The organism is Streptomyces nidicola (genome assembly GCF_050106155.1).
Taxonomy (GTDB): domain Bacteria; phylum Actinomycetota; class Actinomycetes; order Streptomycetales; family Streptomycetaceae; genus Streptomyces.
The window spans coordinates 6,145,224-6,165,971 of record NZ_JBNBPI010000001.1 but is presented as its reverse complement, the minus strand read 5'-3'; the positions used below and the strand labels follow the sequence as shown (position 1 = coordinate 6,165,971).

Annotated in this window: 17 protein-coding genes; 10 read left to right on the top strand and 7 right to left on the bottom strand. The window is 71.3% G+C overall.

The window, feature by feature from the left end; translation table 11 throughout:
• Positions 1-31 precede the first annotated feature (31 nt).
• From ACOKM3_RS27810 to ACOKM3_RS27800, 3 genes are all read right to left on the bottom strand, one after another.
• Positions 32-955, bottom strand: coding sequence for an oxidoreductase (locus ACOKM3_RS27810; protein WP_426903751.1), 924 nt, complete (start codon positions 953-955; stop codon positions 32-34).
• Between the two features lie 171 nt (positions 956-1,126).
• A complete protein-coding gene (ppdK, locus tag ACOKM3_RS27805; protein WP_426903750.1) occupies positions 1,127-3,844 on the bottom strand; it encodes a pyruvate, phosphate dikinase in 2,718 nt (905 codons plus the stop codon).
• A 415-nt stretch (positions 3,845-4,259) separates the two neighbouring features.
• A complete protein-coding gene (locus tag ACOKM3_RS27800; RefSeq protein WP_426903749.1) occupies positions 4,260-5,462 on the bottom strand; it encodes an ROK family protein in 1,203 nt (400 codons plus the stop codon).
• A gap of 145 nt (positions 5,463-5,607) precedes the next feature.
• On the opposite strand from ACOKM3_RS27800, the gene ACOKM3_RS27795 reads away from it, so the two are divergent.
• Both ACOKM3_RS27795 and ACOKM3_RS27790 read left to right on the top strand, forming a co-directional pair.
• A complete protein-coding gene (locus ACOKM3_RS27795) occupies positions 5,608-6,963 on the top strand; it encodes an MGH1-like glycoside hydrolase domain-containing protein (protein ID WP_426903748.1) in 1,356 nt (451 codons plus the stop codon).
• Positions 6,960-8,933: an amylo-alpha-1,6-glucosidase gene (locus ACOKM3_RS27790; RefSeq protein WP_426903747.1), complete on the top strand. Its 1,974-nt coding sequence runs from the start codon at positions 6,960-6,962 to the stop codon at positions 8,931-8,933. The genes ACOKM3_RS27795 and ACOKM3_RS27790 overlap by 4 nt, the downstream gene beginning before the upstream one ends.
• 83 nt (positions 8,934-9,016) lie before the next feature.
• Here the strand turns inward: ACOKM3_RS27790 and dusB are convergent, their stop codons facing one another.
• Together dusB and ACOKM3_RS27780 are read right to left on the bottom strand one after the other, a co-directional pair.
• On the bottom strand, positions 9,017-10,144 hold the full coding sequence (gene dusB, locus ACOKM3_RS27785) for a tRNA dihydrouridine synthase DusB (RefSeq protein ID WP_426903746.1): 1,128 nt from the start codon (positions 10,142-10,144) through the stop codon (positions 9,017-9,019).
• A gap of 129 nt (positions 10,145-10,273) precedes the next feature.
• Positions 10,274-11,131, bottom strand: a complete 858-nt coding sequence (locus ACOKM3_RS27780) for a helix-turn-helix transcriptional regulator (RefSeq protein WP_426903745.1) — start codon at positions 11,129-11,131, stop codon at positions 10,274-10,276.
• Between the two features lie 100 nt (positions 11,132-11,231).
• Between ACOKM3_RS27780 and ACOKM3_RS27775 the strand changes: the two genes are divergently transcribed.
• Complete coding sequence (locus ACOKM3_RS27775) at positions 11,232-12,665, top strand: MFS transporter (RefSeq protein WP_426903744.1); 1,434 nt, start codon at positions 11,232-11,234, stop codon at positions 12,663-12,665.
• Between the two features lie 95 nt (positions 12,666-12,760).
• Positions 12,761-14,230, top strand: a complete 1,470-nt coding sequence (locus ACOKM3_RS27770; protein ID WP_426903743.1) for an MFS transporter — start codon at positions 12,761-12,763, stop codon at positions 14,228-14,230.
• On the opposite strand, the gene ACOKM3_RS27765 is transcribed toward ACOKM3_RS27770, so the two are convergent.
• A complete protein-coding gene (locus ACOKM3_RS27765; protein WP_426903742.1) occupies positions 14,225-15,109 on the bottom strand; it encodes a helix-turn-helix transcriptional regulator in 885 nt (294 codons plus the stop codon). The two genes, ACOKM3_RS27770 and ACOKM3_RS27765, sit on opposite strands and share 6 nt — an antisense overlap.
• A 101-nt stretch (positions 15,110-15,210) precedes the next feature.
• Between ACOKM3_RS27765 and ACOKM3_RS27760 the strand changes: the two genes are divergently transcribed.
• The 3 genes from ACOKM3_RS27760 (at position 15,211) to ACOKM3_RS27750 (ending at position 18,334) form a co-directional block, all read left to right on the top strand.
• The gene (locus ACOKM3_RS27760; RefSeq protein WP_426903741.1) at positions 15,211-16,641 is read left to right on the top strand and encodes an MFS transporter; all 1,431 of its coding nucleotides are present in this window, start codon (positions 15,211-15,213) and stop codon (positions 16,639-16,641) included.
• A 73-nt stretch (positions 16,642-16,714) separates the two neighbouring features.
• Positions 16,715-17,725 (top strand): aldo/keto reductase, encoded by a 1,011-nt coding sequence (locus ACOKM3_RS27755; protein ID WP_426903740.1) that lies wholly within the window; start codon positions 16,715-16,717, stop codon positions 17,723-17,725.
• Between the two features lie 24 nt (positions 17,726-17,749).
• Positions 17,750-18,334, top strand: coding sequence for a TetR family transcriptional regulator (locus tag ACOKM3_RS27750; protein ID WP_426903739.1), 585 nt, complete (start codon positions 17,750-17,752; stop codon positions 18,332-18,334).
• A 432-nt stretch (positions 18,335-18,766) separates the two neighbouring features.
• Here ACOKM3_RS27750 and ACOKM3_RS27745 read toward each other — a convergent pair whose 3' ends face one another.
• Positions 18,767-19,213: an ATP-binding protein gene (locus ACOKM3_RS27745; RefSeq protein ID WP_426903738.1), complete on the bottom strand. Its 447-nt coding sequence runs from the start codon at positions 19,211-19,213 to the stop codon at positions 18,767-18,769.
• Positions 19,214-19,387: 174 nt separating this feature from the next.
• Between ACOKM3_RS27745 and ACOKM3_RS27740 the strand changes: the two genes are divergently transcribed.
• The 3 genes from ACOKM3_RS27740 to ACOKM3_RS27730 are packed head-to-tail and all read left to right on the top strand — an operon-like array spanning position 19,388 to position 20,738.
• Positions 19,388-20,245, top strand: coding sequence for a helix-turn-helix domain-containing protein (locus ACOKM3_RS27740; protein ID WP_426903737.1), 858 nt, complete (start codon positions 19,388-19,390; stop codon positions 20,243-20,245).
• A complete protein-coding gene (locus ACOKM3_RS27735) occupies positions 20,245-20,475 on the top strand; it encodes a DUF397 domain-containing protein (protein ID WP_266719861.1) in 231 nt (76 codons plus the stop codon). Before ACOKM3_RS27740 ends, ACOKM3_RS27735 begins: the two co-directional genes overlap by 1 nt.
• Positions 20,472-20,738 (top strand): DUF397 domain-containing protein, encoded by a 267-nt coding sequence (locus ACOKM3_RS27730; RefSeq protein WP_426903736.1) that lies wholly within the window; start codon positions 20,472-20,474, stop codon positions 20,736-20,738. Before ACOKM3_RS27735 ends, ACOKM3_RS27730 begins: the two co-directional genes overlap by 4 nt.
• The last annotated feature ends 10 nt before the right edge of the window (positions 20,739-20,748 follow it).

Here is a 20,748-nt window from a genome sequence, read left to right as displayed (position 1 = left end):
TGCTGGAGGGGGTGCCGGTCCAACGTCTTTTTCAGCCCAGCCCCTTGAAGTCCACGCCCGTCAGCTGCTCCGACGCGGCCCACAGCCGCTCCCCCGCCGCGTCGTTGACCGTCCACGACGCCCGCCAGGACTTGGTGGGGGCGCCGCGCCACATCGCCAGGCGCGGGCCGTAGAAGTCGTCGGGCCGTACGTCGGGGGCCGTGGCCGCGCGCAGCGTCGGCAGCGCACCGGTCGCGGCGGGCTGACCGAAGAACCGGTTGCCGACCTCGAAGAACCGCTCCATGCCCCTGCGGCCCTCCATCTGGGCGCTGCGCGCCTGGAGTTCCGTGGCCGCGTAGCCGGGGTGCGCCGCGGCCACCACGAGCCCCGCACCCGCCGCCTCCACTCTGCGCGCCAGCTCGTGCACGAACAGCAGGTTGGCCGTCTTGGACCGCCCGTAGGCGACCCAACGGCCGTACTTCCGCTCGCTGTTGAGGTCGGCTATGTCGATGTTGGCCAGGGCGTGCAGCGCGCTGGAGACGGAGACGACGCGGGGCGCGGGCGCCGCGAGCAGGCCCGGCAGCAGCAGCCCGGTCAGCGCGAAGTGCCCCAGGTGGTTCACGCCGAACTGGGTCTCGAAGCCGTCGGCGGTGCGGCCGTACGGGAGGGCCATCACGCCCGCGTTGTTGACCAGGAGGTCGAGCGGGCGGTCCTCGCGGGCCTCGGCGAAGCCCCGTACCGAGGCGAGGTCACCGAGGTCGAGCCGCGCGAACTCGGCCTGCGCGCCGCGCACTTCGGACGTCAGACGCTCCAGGGCCGCGACGCCCCGCCGCTCGCTGCGGCAGGCCAGGACCACGTGGGCGCCCGCGCGGGCCAGTTCGCGTGCGGTGACGTAGCCGATGCCGGTGTTGGCTCCGGTGACCACCGCCGTACGGCCCTGCTGGTCGGGGATGTCGGTCGCGCTCCAGCCGCTCATGGGTCGGCTCTCCTTCGGGGGGACGTCGTCTGTGGGGGTTACCGAAGGGTACGCACGCACGGAAAAGGGCGGCACCCCCCGCACAGGGGTGCCGCCCTTCCGTTGGTACCGGGGCCGCCGCGAATCGGTGAGGGTCGGGGACTCGCGACGGCCCCGGAGTTCGGCCGCCGGTCAGCGGTGGTCGCTGCCCACGGAGGTGGAGGCCGCGCGGCCCGCCTCCAGGCGGGCGACCGGGATGCGGAACGGGGAGCAGGAGACGTAGTCGAGACCCACCTCGTGGAAGAAGTGCACCGACTCCGGGTCGCCGCCGTGCTCGCCGCACACGCCGAGCTTGAGGTCGGGGCGCGTGGCACGTCCCGCCTCGACGGCGGACTTCACGAGCGAGCCGACGCCGTCCTTGTCGATCGTCTCGAACGGCGACACCCCGAAGATGCCCTTCTCCAGGTACGCGGTGAAGAACGAAGCCTCCACGTCATCGCGCGAGAAGCCCCAGACGGTCTGCGTGAGGTCGTTCGTGCCGAAGGAGAAGAACTGCGCGGCCTCGGCGATCTGCCCGGCCGTGAGGGCGGCGCGGGGCAGCTCGATCATGGTGCCGATGGCGAGCTTCAGCTTGATGCCGTGGCTCTCCTCGACCTCCGCGATGACCTGGTCGGCCTCCTCGCGGACGATCTCCAGCTCCTGGACGGTGCCGACGAGCGGGATCATGATCTCGGCACGCGGGTCGCCCTTGGCGGCCTTGCGCTCGGCCGCGGCCTCGGCGATGGCGCGGACCTGCATGGTGAACAGGCCGGGGATGACGAGGCCGAGGCGGACGCCGCGCAGGCCCAGCATCGGGTTCTGCTCGTGCAGCCGGTGCACGGCCTGGAGCAGGCGCAGGTCGTTCTCGTTGTTGTCCTTGCGGGACTCGGCGAGCGCGACGCGCACGGACAGCTCGGTGATGTCCGGGAGGAACTCGTGCAGCGGCGGGTCGAGCAGGCGGACGGTGACCGGGAGGCCGTCCATCGCCTCGAACAGCTCGACGAAGTCCTGCTTCTGGAGCGGGAGCAGCTGCTTCAGCGACTCCTCGCGCTCGGCGTCGGTGTCCGCGAGGATCAGCTTCTCGACCAGCTCGCGCCGGTCACCGAGGAACATGTGCTCCGTGCGGCACAGGCCGATGCCCTGGGCGCCGAAACGGCGGGCACGCAGTGCGTCTTCCGCGTTGTCGGCGTTGGCGCGTACCCGGAGGCGGCGTACTCGGTCCGCGTAGGCCATGATCCGGTGCACGGCGCCCACGAGTTCGTCGGCGTCGTCGGCGCCGGCGTGCATGCGGCCCTCGAAGTACTCGACGACCGGGGAGGGCACGACGGGCACCTCGCCGAGGTAGACCTTGCCGGTGGAGCCGTCGATGGAGACGACGTCGCCCTCCTCGACGACGGTCTCGCCGATGGTCATCCGGCGGCGCTTGGTGTCGACCTCCAGCTCCTCGGCGCCGCAGACACAGGTCTTGCCCATGCCGCGGGCGACGACGGCCGCGTGCGAGGTCTTGCCGCCGCGCGAGGTCAGGATGCCCTCGCAGGCGATCATGCCGTCGAGGTCGTCGGGGTTGGTCTCGCGGCGGATCAGGATGACCTTCTCGCCGGAGCGCGACCACTTGATGGCGGTGTACGAGTCGAAGACCGCCTTGCCGACCGCGGCGCCCGGCGAGGCGGCGATGCCGCGGCCGAGCAGCTCGACCTTCGCCTCGTCGTCGAAGCGCGGGAACATCAGCTGCGCGAGCTGGGCGCCGGAGACACGCTGGAGGGCCTCGGCCTCGTCGATCAGGCCCTGGTCGACGAGCTGCGTCGCGATGCGGAACGCGGCACCGGCGGTGCGCTTGCCGACGCGCGTCTGCAGCATCCACAACTGGCCGCGCTCGATGGTGAATTCGATGTCGCAGAGATCCTTGTAGTGGTTCTCCAAGGTCTCCATGATCTGCATGAGCTGGTCGTACGACTTCTTGTCGATCTGCTCCAGCTCGGCGAGCGGCACGGTGTTGCGGATGCCCGCGACGACGTCCTCGCCCTGCGCGTTCTGCAGGTAGTCGCCGTACACGCCCTGGTGGCCCGAGGCCGGGTCGCGGGTGAACGCGACGCCCGTGCCGGAGTCCGCGCCGAGGTTGCCGAAGACCATCGAGCAGACGTTGACCGCCGTGCCCAGGTCGCCGGGGATGCGCTCCTGGCGGCGGTACAGCTTGGCGCGGTCGGTGTTCCACGACTCGAAGACGGCCTTTATGGCCAGGTCCATCTGCTCGCGCGGGTCCTGCGGGAAGTCCCGCCCGGCCTCGGTCTTGACGATCTTCTTGAAGCGCGTGACGAGCTTCTTGAGGTCGGCGGCGTCCAGGTCGGTGTCGACCGCGACCTTCTTCGCCTCCTTGGCCTTCTCCAGGGCGTCCTCGAAGAGCTCGCCGTCGATGTCGAGGACGGTCTTGCCGAACATCTGGATGAGGCGGCGGTACGAGTCCCAGGCGAAGCGGTCGTCGCCGGCCTGCTTGGCGAGGCCCTGCACCGACTTGTCGGAGAGACCGATGTTGAGGACGGTGTCCATCATGCCGGGCATGGAGAACTTCGCGCCCGAACGGACCGACACCAGAAGGGGGTTGTCGGCCTGGCCGAGCTTCTTGCCCATCTTCTTCTCGAGCGCGTCGAGGTGCGCGGAGACCTCGTCACGGAGTGCCACCGGCTCCTCGCCGCTGTCGAGGTAGACCTTGCAGGCCTCGGTGGTGACGGTGAAGCCGGGCGGGACGGGAAGTCCCAGGTTGGTCATCTCGGCGAGGTTGGCACCCTTGCCGCCCAGCAGGTCCTTGAGGTCCTTGTTGCCCTCGGTGAAGTCGTAAACGAACTTCGCTACCTGAGGATCCTTGTTCTCCGACACGTGTCTCGACTCCTCGAGGCTCGGTGGCTGCCCTGACGGCGAGGAACATACCCAGATCCAAGGCCTGTGGGTACGTCCACTCAGCTGTCACACGGGCGTAACCACCCGTCCGCCAGGAGATCGAAAGTGACGGGCAGCTGGTGACCCTCTTAGCCTTTCGTTCATTACTTGAAGACACTACCCCCGTAGACCCCACTCAACGCTCACTTGAGCGCGCTCTGCTCGTTTGTGCGTTCAGGTCGTAAATGATCGAACGGTGGCACTGAGTGCCAGGGCTTGGAGAAGTGCAGACGGGCTTCTGATGCTCATCTGAGCGCAACCCCGATCAGGGGTGGCGAGAATCACGCCGTTTGAAGCGGCTCCCGGACGCTCCCGTTCCAGTATGCGGACGCGTATCGGGGACGAAACGGGCGCGTCACAGGCCCAGAGCCGCCAACCGCCGCTCGGCCCGCGCGGGGGCGTACAGCTCCTCCACCACCAGCGCTCCCGCTCCGATGAGCGCCGAGCGCTCGCCGAGCCGGGACGTGACCACGTCCAGGTGCGCGGTCGAGCGCGGCAGGGCCCGTTGATACAGGAGTTCACGGACGCCGGTGAGGAAGGCAGTTCCGGCCAGATCTCCGGCGATCATGAGAACGCCGGGGTTGAGGAGCGTCACGACGGTCGCGAGGACCTCGCCGACGGCGTGCCCCGCCTCCCGCGCGAGCCGCAGCGCCTCCGGGTGCCCTGCGGCCAGCAGCTCGCGCACATCGGAGCCGGACGTCGCGGGCACGCCCGCCTCCGTCAGCCGGCGCGCCACGGCCCGGCCGCTGGCGACGGCGGCCAGGCAGCCGTACGAGCCGCACTTGCACAGCGCGTCCGCGCCGTCCGGCACGCGGATGTGCCCGATGTCGCCCGCGCCGCCGTCGATGCCCCGGTAGATCGCGCCGTCCACGACGACGCCCGCCCCGATGCCGGTGGAGACCTTGACGAGGGCGAAGGCGCGGCAGTCGGGGTGGGCGCCGCGCTGCTCCCCGTACGCCATGAGGTTGGCGTCGTTGTCGACGAGGACCGGGACGTCCGCCGGGGTGCCCGCACCCTCGGCCGCCGCGCGGGCGAGCCGGCCCACGATGTCGTAGCCGTCCCAGCCGGGCATCATCGGCGGCTGGACGACCCGGCCGGACGCGAAGTCGACGGGGCCCGGCACCGCGAGGCCGATCCCGCACACCAGGCCCGGCGAGCGGTCCGCCTTCCGCAGCAAGTCACCGAACCAGCCGCCCAGTTGGGACAGCACCCGCTCCGGCCCGTCGTCGACGGTGAGGGTGTCCATGTGCTCCGCGAGCACCTCGCCGGTCAGGGTCAGGACGGCGGCGCGGGCGTGCCGGGTGTCGAGGTCGGCGGCGAGCACCACGGCGTGCGCGTCGTCGAACTCCAGGTGGATCGAAGGGCGGCCGCCGAGCCGGGAGTTGACGGGGCCCGCGGCGCCCTCGCGCAGCCAGCTCGCGCGGAAGAGCCGGTCGAGGCGCTGGCCGACCGTGGCCCTGGACAGGCCCGTGACCTCTTGGAGGGCGCCTCGCGTGGTCGCTCTGCCGCTGCGCACCAGGTGCAGCAGCTCTCCGGCGCTCGCCTGATTCCCCGCCATCCCGTTCCGACCCCCTCACGGGCCGTCCGGCCCCCTTGCGTTCATCAACTGTGCGTTACATTCTAGGTTTTGCGTGTTAAATAGACGTAACCCTATGCGGCGAACCGCGTAACCGACACCCGTTGGAAGGGGTGTGGGAAAGCCTGTGGAGCACACGACCGAGCGGCGAGGAGCAGCGCTGCGGCCCGCGCGGCCACGCTCCTCCTTACGGGACCGCGCCGCGCGCGTGCTCGACGCGAACTGGACGGGGACCTCGACCGTCCCCTCGCGCACGCTCTACCCCCACCAGTGGTCGTGGGACTCGGCGTTCATCGCGATCGGCCTGCGCCATGTCTCTCCGCTGCGCGCCCAGGGCGAGTTGGAGACGCTGCTTGCCGCGCAGTGGGGCGACGGCCGGATCCCGCACATCGTCTTCAACCCCGCCGTCGCGCTCGACGCGTACTTTCCCAGCCCCGACTTCTGGCGCTCCTCCACCGCGGGCCGCGCCGCGGGCGCCCCGTCCGCCGTGCAGACCTCCGGCATCGTGCAGCCGCCCGTACACGCGCTGGCCGCCTGGCTGGTGCACCGCGCGGACCCGGGCCTCTCCCGCTCCCGCGGCTTCCTGGCGCGCGTGTACCCCGGCCTCGCCGCCTGGCACCGCTACCTCCTCCACCGCCGCGACCACGGCGGCGCGGGCCTCGTCTCCGTGGTCCACCCCTGGGAGCAGGGCATGGACAACAGCCCGTGCTGGGACGCCCCGTTGAGCCGTGTCTCCCCCGCGCCCCCGCTCTCGTTCCGCCGCGCGGATCTGGAGCACGGCGCGGCGGACGACCGCCCGACGGACCTCGACTACGGACGGTACGTACGCCTTGCGGCCGACTACCGGGACGCCGAATACGCGGACGTGGGCGGGGAGTTCGCGGTCGAGGACCCGTCGTTCAACGCCCTGCTCGCGGCCTCCGAGCACGCACTGGCCCGGATCGCCTGCGAGTTGGGGGCCGTGGGGACGGCGCGGCACGCGCGCGCGGAGCGGCTGACGGCGGCGCTGGTGCGGCGGCTGTGGGACCCGCGGGCCGGGATGTTCTTCTGCCGGGATCTACGGGGCGGGGGCGGCCTCGTCCGTGAGTACGGCGTCTCCGGGCTGCTGCCGCTGATCCTGCCGACGCTGCCGCGCGAGGTGGTGCGGGCGCTCGTCGACACGGCATGCGGACCGCACTTCGGCGTCGGGGACCTGGTGCGGATGGCGCCCAGTTACGACCTGCTCGGACCGGCCTTCGACCCGCACCGCTACTGGCGCGGACCCGCCTGGTTCAACACCAACTGGCTTCTGGAGTACGGGCTGCGGCTGCACGGCGAGGACGCGCGGGCCGGGCGCCTGCGCGCCGCCATGCTCGACGTCGCGGGGGCCTCGGACTTCGCCGAGTACGTGGATCCCCGAACGGGGGCGGGCTGCGGCGCCCGCGGCTTCGGCTGGACGGCCGCGCTGACGCTGGATCTGCTGGCCGAGAGGACGACACGATGACGGACGGGTACGGACACGGGCAGGGGCGCCAACTCCTGGTGCGCGGAGAGACGTTCGCGGCGACCGACCCTTCCGGGGCGCTGACCGCGGTGCGCGACGGCTCCTCGCCGGACGGCCTGTTCGTGCGGGACGCGCGCCACCTGTGCCGCTGGCAGCTCACGGTCGACGGGGCGGCGCCCGAGGTGCTGATGCCGATGTCGTACGAGGAGGAGGGCGTCGGCCGTTGCGTGCTCGTGCCGCGCGGTGGGCGCCAGGAGCCTTCGGCGTACACCCTGTTCCGCGAACAGGCGGTGACGGAGGGCTCGTTCGTGGAGCTCCTCAAGGTCGTCTCGAACCGCCCGGCGCCGACGACGGTGCGCGTCGCGCTCACGGTGGACGCGGACTTCACCGACCAGTTCGAGCTGCGCTCCGACCACCGTACGTACCAGAAGCCCGGGGCGGTGCGCACGCGTGAAGTCCTGGACGACGGCGTGGAGTTCACGTATACGCGGGGCGACTGGCGCTCGTCGACGACGGTGACGAGCGAGCCCGCGCCGGACGCGGTGGAGGAGACAGGAACCGGGGCGCGCCGCCTCGTGTGGACGCTGGACCTCGCGGGGCAGGGCGGCGCGGAGCTGGCGCTGCGGGTGGTGGCACGGCCGTCGGGGGCGGAGCCGACGGGGGTGTCGGCGGACGGGGCGGCGGCGAGTCCGGCGGCGGTGGCGGCCGAACTCGCCCGGACCGTCGGGGAGTTCACGGAGGGTGTCGAGCTGCCGGGTGCGTGGCCGGAGCTCGCGGACGCCTGTACGCGGGGCCTCGCCGATCTGGCGGTGCTGCGGGTGCCGGCGGCGGGGCCCGACGGGGAGCGGCATCTGGTGCCGGCGGCCGGCGTGCCGTGGTTCCTCACCCTGCTCGGCCGGGACGCGCTGCTGACCTCGCTCTTCACCCTCCCCTACCGGCCGGAACTGGCCGCGGCGACGCTCCCCGTGCTGGCCGCGACGCAGGCGACCGAGCAGGTGGAGGGGGCGGTGGCGCAGCCCGGGAAGATCGTGCACGAGGTGCGGCACGGGGAGTTGGCGCACTTCGGGCAGGTGCCGTACGGGCGCTACTACGGTTCGGTGGACGCGACGCCACTGTTCCTGATCCTGCTCGGGGCGTACGTGGAACAGACGGCGGACGTGACGCTCGCCCGCCGGTTGGAGTCCCACGCGCGGGCGGCGGTGGGCTGGATGCTCGACCACGGCGGCCTCACGTCCCGCGGCTACCTCGTCTACCGGGCCGACCGGGGCGGGGGGCTCGCCAACCAGAACTGGAAGGACTCCCCCGGCGCGATCTGCTCGGCGGACGGCGGCCGGGCGACGGGTCCGGTGATGGCGGCGGGCGCGCAGGGCTACGCGTACGACGCACTTCGGCGCACGGCGACGCTCGCCCGCACGATCTGGGACGACACGGTGTACGCGGATCTGCTGACGCAGGCGGCGTCGGACCTGCGGGACCGCTTCGTACGGGACTTCTGGATGGAGGAGGCAGGGTTCCCGGCCCTGGCGCTCGACGGAGAGGGACGCCAGTTGGACGCCCTCGCCTCGGACGCGGGGCACTTGCTCTGGTCGGGCCTGCTGGACAAGGAGTACGGGGAGGCGGTCGGCCGTCGTCTCCTCGAACCGGACTTCTTCTCCGGCTGGGGCGTCCGCACGGTGGCCTCCGGCCAGGCCGCGTACCACCCGCTCTCGTACCACCGGGGTTCGGTGTGGCCGCACGACAACGCCCTGATCGCGCTGGGCCTGGCCCGGTACGGGCTGCATGACGAGGCACGGACGGTGGCGGGCGGCCTGATCGCGGCGTCGACCGCGTGCGGCGGCCGCCTCCCGGAGGTGATCGCGGGCTACGCAAGCTCGGCCTACCCGGCACCGGTCCCCTACCCTCACGCGTGCACCCGCGAATCTCGCTCGGCGGCGACTCCGTTGGCGCTGCTCAGTGCGGTGGGCGGGTAAATCGAGCCCCGCCCCGGCGTTTGAGGCGCGGGGGCCGGGGCGGAGCCCCGTGGCGTAAGGGCGGTGCCGGTCGACAGGACCCGTCAGCCGCCGGACGTGTCCAGTTCCGCGTCCGCCGAGATGCCCGCGCAATCGTTGGGGTCGTTCAGCCAGCCGTCCGGCAGGACCACTCGGCCGTTGCCCGACGTGCGGCCCCGCGGGCCGTCCGCACCCGCCGGCCACCCCTGGTCGAGGTCCAACTCGTCCAGCCCGGAACGGAGTTCGGCCAGGGACGACGTCGTCGCGAGACGCTTGCGGAGTTCGCCGCCGACCGCGAAACCCTTCAGGTACCAGGCCACGTGCTTGCGGAAGTCGATGACTCCGCGCGACTCGTCGCCGATCCACTCGCCGAGCAGCGTCGCGTGGCGCACCATCGCGTCCGCCACCACCCGCAGCGTCGGCCGGACCCGCTCCTCGCGCCCCTCGAACGCCGCCACCAGGTCGGCGAACAGCCACGGGCGGCCGAGGCAGCCGCGTCCCACGACCACCCCGTCGACCCCGGTCTCGCGGACCATGCGCAACGCGTCGTCCGCCGACCAGATGTCGCCGTTGCCGAGGACGGGGATCTCCGGGACGTGCTCCTTCAACCGCGCAATCGCGTCCCAGTCCGCCGTGCCGCCGTAGTGCTCCGCCGCCGTACGCCCGTGCAGCGCGATCGCCGTGACGCCCTCCTCGACCGCGATCCGGCCCGCGTCGAGGAACGTGATGTGGTCGTCGTCGATGCCCTTGCGCATCTTCATCGTGACCGGCAGGTCACCCGCCCCCGAGACCGCCTCCCGAAGGATCGCGCGCAGCAGCGGACGCTTGTACGGCAGCGCGGACCCGCCGCCCTTGCGCGTCACCTTCGGCACCGGGCAGCCGAAGTTCAGGTCGATGTGGTCGGCCAGATCCTCCTCCGCGATCATGCGGACGGCCTTGCCGACGGTGGCTGGATCGACCCCGTACAACTGGATCGAGCGAGGCTTCTCGGTCTCGTCGAAGTGGATGAGCTGCATCGTCTTCTCGTTGCGCTCGACCAGCGCCCGCGTCGTGATCATCTCGCTCACGAACAGGCCCTTGCCGCCCGAGAACTCCCTGCACAGGGTGCGGAACGGCGCGTTCGTGATCCCCGCCATGGGTGCGAGCACCACGGGGGGCTGCACCAGGTGGGGGCCGATGGTCAGAGCGGACATCTCAGGGCTCTCCGGGACGGACGACGGGTGGGGGCAAGCACCCATTGTCCCTCACTCCCCGCTCAGCCCGTCACGGCCGCTGTCCCTCACTCCCCGCCCGGCCCCCGCCCGGCCGGCACGGCCGCCGACTCAGCCCGCCACGGCCGTGAGCGCCGCCAGTTCCTCCAGGCGCCCGCCGGTCTCCTCGTCCGCGGGAACGTACGCGACCAGCCGGTACGCGCTGTTCTCCGGCGACAGCCACAGGTTGCGGTGCTCCAGGCGCAGCAGCCCCACCTCGGGGTGCCGGTACCGCTTCACGTGCGGCGCCATCGGCGCGACCTCGTGCCGCTCCCAGATCGCGCGGAACTCCGCCGACGCCTCCAGGAGGCGGGCCACCCGCGCCTTCCAGGCCGGTTCGGCGACATGCTCGGCCATCGACGTGCGGTACTTGGCGGCCAGGTCGCTCAGCATCTCGTCGCGGTCGAGGAACTCCTCGCGCCACCGGTCGCTCATGGCGAGCAGCCACATGCAGTTGCGCTCCTCGGGGGCGAGTTCGGCGGGGTCGCCGAAGACGGCCGCGTAGGCGGGGTTGTAGGCGAGCACGTCGTAGCGGGCGTTCTGCAGGGACGCCGGGTACGGCGCCAGGGTTTCCATGAGGCGCAGCATCGTCGGCGTGACGGCCGGGCAGACGGTCTCCGCGTGCGGGTCGGTGGTGCCGGCGAGCGCGAAGGCGTGGGAGCGCTCGGTCGGGTCCATCTGGAGGGCGCGGGCGATCGCGTCGAGGACGCCGGGCGAGACGTTGATCGCGCGGCCCTGTTCGAGCCACGTGTACCAGGTGACGCCGACCGCCGAGAGGTGCGCGACCTCCTCGCGGCGCAGCCCCGGGGTGCGGCGGCGCGCGGTGCGCGGCAGTCCGGCCCGCTCCGGCGTGATCCGCTCGCGGCGGCTGCGCAGGAACGCGGCGAGTTCCAGCCTGCGGGGGTCCTCGGACACGGGTCGGGTCGACATGCCACCAGGATGCCCCGCCCGTCATCCGGTTGCCAGGTACTGCCTGTAACAGGACGAGGAGACTCTGGTACCAGGCTGAGCGCCCGGCGATGGTCGTCCCATGACCACCGTCGAAACCACCCCCACCGCGCCACCGGCACCGGCGGCGCCACCCCGCCTCGGCCCCGTCGGCCTCTTCACCGTCCTCATCGGCGCCGCCCTCCCGATGATCGACTTCTTCATCGTGAACGTCGCCCTCCCCAGCATCGCCCGCGATCTCGACGCCTCCCCGGCGGGCCTGGAGATGGTGGTCGCCGGTTACGCCGTCGCGTACGCCGTGCTGCTCGTGCTCGGCGGCCGGCTCGGTGACACCTTCGGGCGGCGCCGGCTGTTCCTGCTCGGCGTCGTCGCCTTCGGCCTGACCTCGCTGGCCTGCGGCCTCGCGCCGAACGCGTGGGCGCTGGTCGCGGCCCGCGTCGCACAGGGCGCCGCGTCCGCGCTGATGCTGCCGCAGGTCCTCGCCACCATCCACGCCACGACGAGCGGGGAGCGCAGGGCGAAGGCCGTGTCCCTGTACGGGTCCGTGGGCGGCGTCTCCGTCGTGCTCGGGCAGGTGCTCGGCGGGGTGCTCGTCGCCGCCGATCTCGCCGGGACCGGGTGGCGCGCCGTTTTCCTGGTGAACGTGCCGGTCGCCGCTGCCGCCCTGCTCCTGGCCGTACGCACCGTGCCGGACAGCCGGGCCGAACGCCCCGCGCGCGGCGATCTCGCCGGGACGGTGCTCCTCGCGGCGTCGCTGACCGCGCTGCTGCTGCCGCTGACCGAGGGCCGGGCGGCGGGCTGGCCGCTGTGGTCGGTGCTCACGCTGCTGGCCGCGCCGTTCCTGACCTGGGCCTTCGTCTCCGTCGAGCGGCGGGCCGAGCGCGGTGGCGGCAGTCCGCTGCTGCCGCCTTCGCTGGTGGCCGCCCCGGCGGTGCGGCGCGGGCTGATCCTCGGCCTGCCGGTCTTCGTCGGGTTCGCGAGCTGGATGTTCGTGAGCGCGGTCACCCTCCAACAGGGCCTGCACTACGGGGCGTTGAAGGCGGGCCTGACGCTGGTGCCGATGGGCGTGACCCAGTTCGCGGCCTCGGTCCTCGCGCCGCGGCTCGCGGCCCGGTTCGGAGCGCGGACACTGGCGCTGAGCGCCGCCGTGCACGTCGCGGGCCTCGCGACGGTGGCGCTGACCGCGCTGTGGGTGCCCTGGGACCGGATCACTCCGCTGGTCCTGGCGCCGGGCCTGGCCCTGATCGGGGTCGGCGGCGGCCTCCAGCTGCCGCTCTACTACCGGATCGTGCTGGCCGCCGTGCCGGCCGCACGCGCCGGGGCCGGCAGCGGTCTCGCCGCCACCGTGCAGCAGGCGTGCCTCGCGGTCGGCGTGGCCACGCTCGGCTCGCTGTTCCTGGCGCTGGTGCCGGGGGCGGGGATGCGGACGGCACTGGCCGTCGTCCTCGCGGTGCAGGCGGCCGGACTGCTCGGCCTCGCGGTCCTGAGCGCGCGCATGCCACGCAGCCTGGACTGACGCCACCCGCCGCGCGCCGTACCGCGAACGCGTCCGCCCACGCCCACGCCCACCGCACATGCCCGCACACAGCACATCCGGCTAACGTCAAACACATGCCCGATGCACCCAACCCCCTCCCCCACCGCAGGCGCATGCTCGTCCTGGCGATCTGCTGCATGAGTCTGCTGATCGTCAGCCTCGACAACACCGTCCTGAACGTCGCCCTCCCCTCCATGGCGAAGGACTTCGACGCCACGCTCTCGGGCATGCAGTGGACGATCGACGCCTACACGCTGGTCCTCGCGGCGCTGCTGATGCTGGCCGGTTCGACCGCTGACCGGGTCGGGCGGCGCAAGGTCTTCAAGATCGGCCTCATCGTCTTCACGGCCGCCTCGGTGGCCTGCTCCCTCGCGCCGAACCTGGAGTCCCTGGTCGCGTTCCGGATGCTCCAGGCCGTCGGCGGCTCGATGCTCAACCCGGTTGCCATGTCGATCATCACGAACACCTTCACGGACCCGCGCGAGCGGGCCCGTGCCATCGGTGTGTGGGGCGGCGTCGTCGGCATCTCCATGGCGGCCGGGCCGCTGGTGGGCGGCCTGCTCGTGGACTCGGTCGGCTGGCGTTCGATCTTCTGGATCAACCTGCCGGTCGGTCTCGCCGCGCTCCTGCTCACCATCCGCTACGTCCCCGAGTCCCGCGCCCCGAAGGCCCGCCGCCCCGACCCGGTCGGCCAGCTCCTGATCATCGCGCTGCTCGGTTCGCTGACGTACGCGATCATCGAGGCGCCCTCGGCGGGCTGGACCTCGGTGCGGATCATCGTCTTCGCGGCGATCGCCGTCGCCGCGCTCATCGGCATCCTGCTGTACGAGCCCCGGCGCGAGGAACCCCTCATCGACCTGCGGTTCTTCCATTCGGCGCCGTTCAGCGGCGCCACCGTGATCGCGATCTGCGGCTTCGCGTCGCTCGGTGGCTTCCTGTTCCTCTCCACGCTCTACCTCCAGGACGTACGCGGTCTGGACGCGCTGCACGCGGGCCTGTGGATGCTGCCGATGGCGGCGATGACGCTGGTGTGCGCCCCGCTCTCCGGCCGCCTGGTCGGCAGCCACGGTCCGCGCCTGCCCCTCCTCGTCGCGGGCGTGATGATGACGGCGAGCGGGATCCTCTTCGCGGCGTTCGACGCGGAGACCTCGAACGTCACGCTGTTCATCGGCTACGTCCTGTTCGGCATCGGCTTCGGTTTCGTGAACGCCCCGATCACCAACACCGCGGTCTCCGGCATGCCGCGCGCGCAGGCGGGTGTCGCGGCGGCGGTCGCCTCCACCAGCCGGCAGATCGGCCAGACCCTCGGCGTCGCGGTGATCGGCGCGGTGCTCGCGTCGGGCGTCGCGGGATCCTCGTACGCGAAGGCCTTCGTGGAGGCCAGCCGCTCCTGCTGGTGGATCATCGCGGGCTGCGGCCTCGCGGTGCTGGTGCTCGGCGCGCTGACCAGCGGGCACTGGGCGCGGGAGACGGCGCGGCGGACGGCGGAGCGTCTTGAGGACGCGGAGGACGCGGCCGTCACGAAGGCGGCCACGGGCTCATGACCGGGCGGCCGCCAACTCCCTGAGCGCTTCGAGGCGTTCACCGGTCTCGGCGTCCGCGGGTGTGTACGTGACCATGCGGGCGCCGCAGTCCCGGCCGAGCCACAGGTCGGTGTGGACGACGGAGAGCGGACCCACGTACGGGTTGTGGAAGTGCTTCACCTTGCTGGGCACGGACTGCACCACGTCGTGCCGCTCCCACAGCTCACGGAACTCGGCCGACTCCTCCAGGAGCCGCTTGAGGACCAGCTTCCAGGCGGGCTCGCCGAGGTGTTCGGCCATGCCGGAGCGGAACTTGGCGGCCATGATCCGCAGCACGTCGTCGAGGTCCGAGATCGCGGAGCGCCAGCCCTCGTGCGTGAACGCAAGCAGCATCCAGTTGCGGTCCTCCGGCGGGACCTCGTCGAGGTCGCAGAGCAGCATCCCGTACGTGCGGTTGTAGGCGAGGATGTCGTAGCGGCTGTTCTGTACGCAGGCGGGGACGGGCTCCAACCGGTCCATCAGTTCCAGGAGTTCAGGGGTGAGCGTGGCGCAGCTCGCCGCCGGTGTCGGGTCGATGGCGCCCGCGAGGCCGAACAGATGGGCCCGCTCGCTCGCGTCGAGCCGCAGCGTCCGGGCGAGCGCGTCGAGGACCTGCGCGGAGACCTGGATGTCGCGGGCCTGCTCCAGCCACGTGTACCAGGTGACGCCGACCGCCGAGAGGTGCGCCACCTCCTCGCGGCGCAGGCCGGGGGTGCGGCGGCGCCGGCCGCGCGGCAGGCCCACGTCCTCGGGTGCGATCCGCTCGCGGCGGCTGCGCAGGAAGTCCCCCAGCTCGTGCCGCCGGATGTCGGCCGAACCGCTGTCCCGCACATTCGGTACGTCCCGTGTCATCGTGGCCATTCATCCAGGATGGACCCGGCCGGATCCTGTTTCCAGGTAGCGCTTCTACCAGGATAAGAACACTCTGGTACCCGTCTCGGATCGGGCCGACGCTCGATGGCATGACGACCCACACCCAGGCCCGGCCCACCCGTGCCGGCGACCTGGCCCCGCCCGCGCTCGGCGGCCTCGGACTGCTCACCGTGCTGCTCGGCGCGGCCCTGCCCCTGATCGACTTCTTCATCGTCAACGTCGCCCTGCCCACCATCGGCCGCGATCTGCACGCGAGCGAACCCGTCCTCGAACTCGTCGTGGCGGGCTACGGCATCACGTACGCGGTGCTGCTCGTCCTCGGCGGCAGGCTCGGCGACCTCCTCGGACGCCGCCGCCTGTTCGTCCTCGGCACGGCCGCCTTCGGCCTCACCTCGCTGGCCTGCGGTCTCGCCCCGACCGCCTGGACCCTGGTCGCCGCCCGGATCGCGCAGGGCGCCGCGTCCGCGCTGATGCTGCCGCAGGTCCTCGCCACGATCCAGGCCACGACGAGCGGACCGCACCGGGCGCGCGCCATGAGCAAGTACGGTGCCACGGCGGGCCTTTCGATGGTGGCGGGCCAGGTGCTCGGCGGCCTGCTCGTCTCGGCCGACCTGTTCGGCACGGGCTGGCGCTCGGTGTTCCTGGTGAACGTGCCGGTGGTGATCCTGGCCCTGGTGCTCACCGCCCGTACGGTCCCGGAGACGCGCTCCGACCGCCCGGAGCCGGTGGACGTGCCCGGCACGGTGCTGCTCGCCCTCGCCCTGATGGCACTGCTGGCGCCGCTGACCGAGGGCCGGGCGGCGGGCTGGCCGCTGTGGACGTGGCTGTCGCTCGCGGCGTTCCCGGTTCTTGCGTACGCGTTCTACGCGGTGGAGCGCCGGGCCGACCGGGCGGGGCACACGCCGCTCATTCCGCCGTCGCTCCTCCAACTGGTGTCGCTGCGCCGGGGGTTGATGATGGTGGTGCCCTTCTCCATCGGCTTCAGCGGCTTCATGTTCGTGATCGCGGTGGCGTTGCAGCGCGGCGAGGGCCTCGGCGCGACGGAGGCCGGACTGACGATCGCGCCGATGGCGGCGGTCTTCTTCGTGACCTCGCTCGCGGGGCCGCGCCTGGTGTCCCGCTGGGGCGCACGGGTCGTCACGGTGGGCGGCCTGTTGCAGGCGGCCGGGGTGGCGCTGATCGCGCTCGCCGCGTGGCGCGCCTGGCCGGACCTCGGGCTCCTGGAGATGCTGCCGGGCGCGGTGCTCGCCGGTGCGGGCCAGGCGCTCCAGCTCCCGATCCTCTTCCGGATCATCCTCTCCGAGGTCCCCGCGGCGCGGGCGGGCGTCGGCGGCGGCGTCATGACGACGACCCAACAGGCCTCCCTGGCCCTGGGCGTGGCCACGCTGGGTTCACTGTTCCTCTCCCTGGCCCCCTCGCAGGGCATGCGCGACGCGCTGATCACGACACTGCTCGCGCAGCTCGCGGCGGTGGCGGTGACCGTGGTCATGAGCCTGCGGCTGCCGCGAGCAATCGCCTGACCCCAGGGCGACCCGAGCGCATGACAGGTGACAGATATTGAAATCTGTCACCTGTCATGTCATGGTGGATGGCATGAACCTCCACACCCGCCCTCTGGGCGCCACCGGCCCCGACGTCTCCGCCCTCGGCCTCGGCTGCATGGGCATGTCCGCGCTGTACGGGGAGGCCGATCGCGCCGAGTCCGTCGCCACGATCCATGCTGCGCTCGACGCGGGCGTCACGCTTCTCGACACCGGTGACTTCTACGCGATGGGTCACAACGAGATGCTGATCGGCGAGGCCCTGCGCACGGCCCCCGCCGCGGCCAGGGAGAACGCGCTGACCAGCGTGAAGTTCGGCGCCCTGCGCGGCCCGGACGGCTCGTGGAACAGCTATGACGCCCGCCCCGAGGCGGTGAAGAACTTCGCCGCGTACTCGCTCCAGCGCCTCGGCGTCGACCACATCGACATCTACCGGCCCGCCCGCCTCGACCCCGAGGTGCCGATCGAGGAGACCGTCGGCGCCATCGCCGAGCTCGTCGAGCAGGGCTACGTACGCCACATCGGACTCAGCGAGGTCGGCGCGGACACCATCCGCCGGGCCGCCGCCACGGCTCCGATCTCGGACCTCCAGATCGAGTACTCGCTCATCTCGCGCGGCATCGAGGACTCGATCCTGCCCGCCACCCGCGAGCTGGGCATCGGCATCACCGCGTACGGCGTGCTGTCCCGCGGTCTGATCTCCGGCCACTTCACCCGCGACCGGCAGCTCGGCGCCGGCGACTTCCGTGCCTTCAGCCCGCGCTTCCAGGGCGAGAACCTCCAGCACAACCTGGACCTCGTCGACCAGCTCCGTAAGATCGCCGAGCAGAAGGGCGCGAGCGTCGCGCAGATCGCGATCGCGTGGGTGGCAGCCCGCGGCGAGAACATCGTGCCGCTGGTCGGCGCCCGCACCCGCGAGCGTCTCTCGGAGGCCCTCGGCGCGCTCGACGTGCGCCTGGACGCCGCCGACCTCGCCGCCATCGAGGCGGCCGTGCCCGCCGACGCCGCGGCCGGCGAGCGCTACCCGGCGGCCCAGATGGCACACCTCGACAGCGAGCGCTGATCGGCGCCGGGTAACTTCGTAGCCATGGCCCCCGAGACCCTGACCCCCGAGCGCATCCTCGCCGCGACCGAGGACGTACTGCGCAGGCACGGGCCCGCGAAGGCGACCGTCGTCGACGTGGCCCGCGCGCTGGGGGTCAGCCACGGCTCGGTGTACCGGCACTTCCGTACGAAGGCGGAGCTGCGCGGCGCGGTCACCAAGCGCTGGCTGGACCGCACGACGGGGCGGCTCGCCGAGGTCGTCGCGGCCGACGAGCCCGCCGCCGGCAAGCTGCGCCACTGGCTGGCGACGCTCTTCGAGGCGAAGCGCCACAAGGCGGGCGACGACCCGGAGCTGTTCGCCACGTACACCGTCCTGACGGACGAGCAGGGCGGCGTGGTCCACACCCATATCGCCGAACTGACGGACCAGTTGACCGTGATCCTCCAACAGGGCGCGGACACGGGCGAGTTCGAGTTCGAGGACCTTCCCGCGACGGCCCGGGCGGTCTTCGAGGCGACGGCCCACTTCCACGATCCGGTGTACGCACCGCAGTGGTCACGCCCGGACGCGCAGCACGCCTTCGACACACTGGTGTCCCTCGTGGTGCGCGGGATCTCGGCGCACTGACGAGGGCTCTCCCGACGGAACCGTGCATTCACTCTCGGCCATGCTGTGCGGCCGTTTTCAGCGCTGAGCAGCAGGCCCGTCCTCGGCATGCTGCGCCACCACAGCGGCCAATACCAGCAGTAACACCGTTGGCCATGGCTTGACTTCGGCCGATGCAGGCCTCCAAACATCTGACCGAATCCACATGGCTGCCACTGTGAAGTTTTCGCAGCCGCTCGTACGCTCCGCACGAGGGCTGGATCACAGATCTTCCCCACGCTCTCCCGACTTCCGCCCCAAACGGAAGCAGCGCCCCGGACCCCGGCGCGGTCGACCCCTGGACCCCCGCGACAGCGGAGTCGACCCCGGCAGTCCCGCGGACGGCGCGACCAGAGGATTCGCTTGAACCCCCACAGACGCACAAGGACGCCTCCCTGCGGAGCACCTGCTCCGTCAGCCGGATCCGCCCGCGTCTCTGTCCTTGAGGGCCAGTTCGGCCCACACCACCTTTCCGGTGGGCGTCGGCCGCACACCGACGGCGGAGGCGTAGGCCGAGACCAGGAACAGACCCCGGCCTCCGGGTTCGAGGAAGTCCGGTGGCCCCTCGGGGATGACCACGAGCTCGGTGGACGTGTCCGCCACCTCGAGCCGGACACCGTCGACGGTTCGGATGATGGCCAGCTCGAAGGTGCCACCGTCGCAGTGCCGCACATTGCTGCACAGCTCAGTCACCACGAACGAGGTGTCGTACACCAGCCCGTGCAGGCCCCAGCACCGCAGGCGGGCACCGACGATCCGGCGAATCTGCTCCAGGCGGTGCGGGCTGTACTCCATACGGATCGAGCACGGCTGATCGAGCATGTCGATCACATCGATCTCATCCGTCGACTGGTCCGGCATTACCCCTCCGGGGGTCCCATGGGAGTGAACTCGCTTGTGGACAACGGGCGTTGGACCGTCATCTTGGTGCCGAAACCCTGCCTTAGGCAAGTATTACGTAAGAATCACCATTCCGATGGAGCGGGTAGGCATATGACAGTTGTGTGGCCTGAAGGCGCGGGACATCATGTGGCCATGCCCCAGAGCGAGATGCCCACCATGCGGAGCCGTCGCCTCGGTGCCGAGCTGCGACGACTGCGCTCGGAAGCCGGGCTGAAGGTCAACGACGCGGCACTGGCACTCGAATGCGGGCAGCCGAAGATCAGCCAGATCGAGACGGGAAAACGGGGCATCCGCCGGCTCGATCTGACAACGCTCCTCAATCTGTACGGAGTCGAGGACGAACGGCAGCGCACCAACCTCAAGCGGCTCGCCCGGGACATCCACAAGGTGGACTGGTGGTCGGGCCAAGGGCCGCTGCTGAGCGACGACTTGCGCGACTACCTCACGCTCGAAGCGGATTCCTCGCTCGTGCGGTCCTTTGAACCTTCGGTACTGCCAGGGCTTTTGCAGACAGAAGCATATATGCGCGAGATATTCACCGTGGGGGCCGAAGAGGATCGCGTCGAACCCCTTGTGAATACTCGAATGAGGCGCAAGGATCTACTCGGCGGACCCGCGGAATTCCGCCTGAGAGTGGTCATCGACATGCCCGCACTGCACCGCATACCGGGCCCGCGGGCATTGATCCGTGAGCAGTTCGAATACCTGATGGAAGCAAGTGGATTGCCCAATGTCACCATTCAGGTGCTGCCATTGGACATCACGCTGCCCCTCGCGCAGTACGCTCCGTACACGCTCTTCACGATGCGCGGCGAACCGCCCGTGCAGGTGGCGTGGCTGGAGCACATGACCGGCGGCACGCTCCTCGAGCAGCGCCCCGACGTGGAGATGTACACGAAGGCCTGGGACGACCTGACGGCCGCCGCGCTGTCCCCCGCGCAGTCCCGCCGGTACATCAGTGACCGAATCAAGCAAGAAAGTGGGCCGTGATGCTCCCCACCTCCGCCCCCACCGCCTCGCACGTCGAAGTCGGGTCAGCGGTCTGGCGAAAGAGTACGTTCAGCGGCGCATCCAATGGATGCGTCGAGCACGCCGAACTGACATCGGACCGGCGGGCAATCCGCGACACGAAGCATCGGGAGTTCGGAGCGGTCGTCTTCGAATCCTCGGCGTGGCACGCATTTGTTTCAAGCGTCAACTCTGGAGTCCTGCCACTATGAGCACGGGCACCACGGACAGCATTCCGTTCGGTATCGCGCTGGAGAAAGAGAAAGAGCGGCTCTATGCGCTCGACATCTCCGAGGCCCAATGGCTGAGTGCCCCCGGCGGCCCGACCCGGGGCGGCCCCGTGGAGGTCGCCGCGCTCGGCGGCGGCGCGGTGGCCCTGCGCAATCCGGCCGACCCACGAGGGCTCGTCCTGCGCTTCACCGCCCATGAGTGGGAGGCGTTCAAACTCGGGGCGCTGCACGGCGAGTTCGACTGAAAACCATTCG

Excerpts from the sequence above, each read along its gene's own strand:
- ACOKM3_RS27740 (WP_426903737.1), top strand. The coding sequence starts at position 19,388 with ATGCCCCAGAGCGAGATGCCCACCATGCGGAGCCGTCGCCTCGGTGCC.
- ACOKM3_RS27745 (WP_426903738.1), bottom strand. The coding sequence starts at position 19,213 with ATGCCGGACCAGTCGACGGATGAGATCGATGTGATCGACATGCTCGAT.
- ACOKM3_RS27760 (WP_426903741.1), top strand. The coding sequence starts at position 15,211 with ATGACGACCCACACCCAGGCCCGGCCCACCCGTGCCGGCGACCTGGCC.
- ACOKM3_RS27790 (WP_426903747.1), top strand. The coding sequence starts at position 6,960 with ATGACGGACGGGTACGGACACGGGCAGGGGCGCCAACTCCTGGTGCGC.
- ACOKM3_RS27750 (WP_426903739.1), top strand. The coding sequence starts at position 17,750 with ATGGCCCCCGAGACCCTGACCCCCGAGCGCATCCTCGCCGCGACCGAG.
- ACOKM3_RS27810 (WP_426903751.1), bottom strand. The coding sequence starts at position 955 with ATGAGCGGCTGGAGCGCGACCGACATCCCCGACCAGCAGGGCCGTACG.
- ACOKM3_RS27765 (WP_426903742.1), bottom strand. The coding sequence starts at position 15,109 with ATGGCCACGATGACACGGGACGTACCGAATGTGCGGGACAGCGGTTCG.
- ACOKM3_RS27770 (WP_426903743.1), top strand. The coding sequence starts at position 12,761 with ATGCCCGATGCACCCAACCCCCTCCCCCACCGCAGGCGCATGCTCGTC.
- ACOKM3_RS27730 (WP_426903736.1), top strand. The coding sequence starts at position 20,472 with ATGAGCACGGGCACCACGGACAGCATTCCGTTCGGTATCGCGCTGGAG.
- dusB (WP_426903746.1), bottom strand. The coding sequence starts at position 10,144 with ATGTCCGCTCTGACCATCGGCCCCCACCTGGTGCAGCCCCCCGTGGTG.
- ACOKM3_RS27735 (WP_266719861.1), top strand. The coding sequence starts at position 20,245 with ATGCTCCCCACCTCCGCCCCCACCGCCTCGCACGTCGAAGTCGGGTCA.
- ACOKM3_RS27780 (WP_426903745.1), bottom strand. The coding sequence starts at position 11,131 with ATGTCGACCCGACCCGTGTCCGAGGACCCCCGCAGGCTGGAACTCGCC.
- ACOKM3_RS27800 (WP_426903749.1), bottom strand. The coding sequence starts at position 5,462 with ATGGCGGGGAATCAGGCGAGCGCCGGAGAGCTGCTGCACCTGGTGCGC.
- ACOKM3_RS27775 (WP_426903744.1), top strand. The coding sequence starts at position 11,232 with ATGACCACCGTCGAAACCACCCCCACCGCGCCACCGGCACCGGCGGCG.
- ACOKM3_RS27755 (WP_426903740.1), top strand. The coding sequence starts at position 16,715 with ATGAACCTCCACACCCGCCCTCTGGGCGCCACCGGCCCCGACGTCTCC.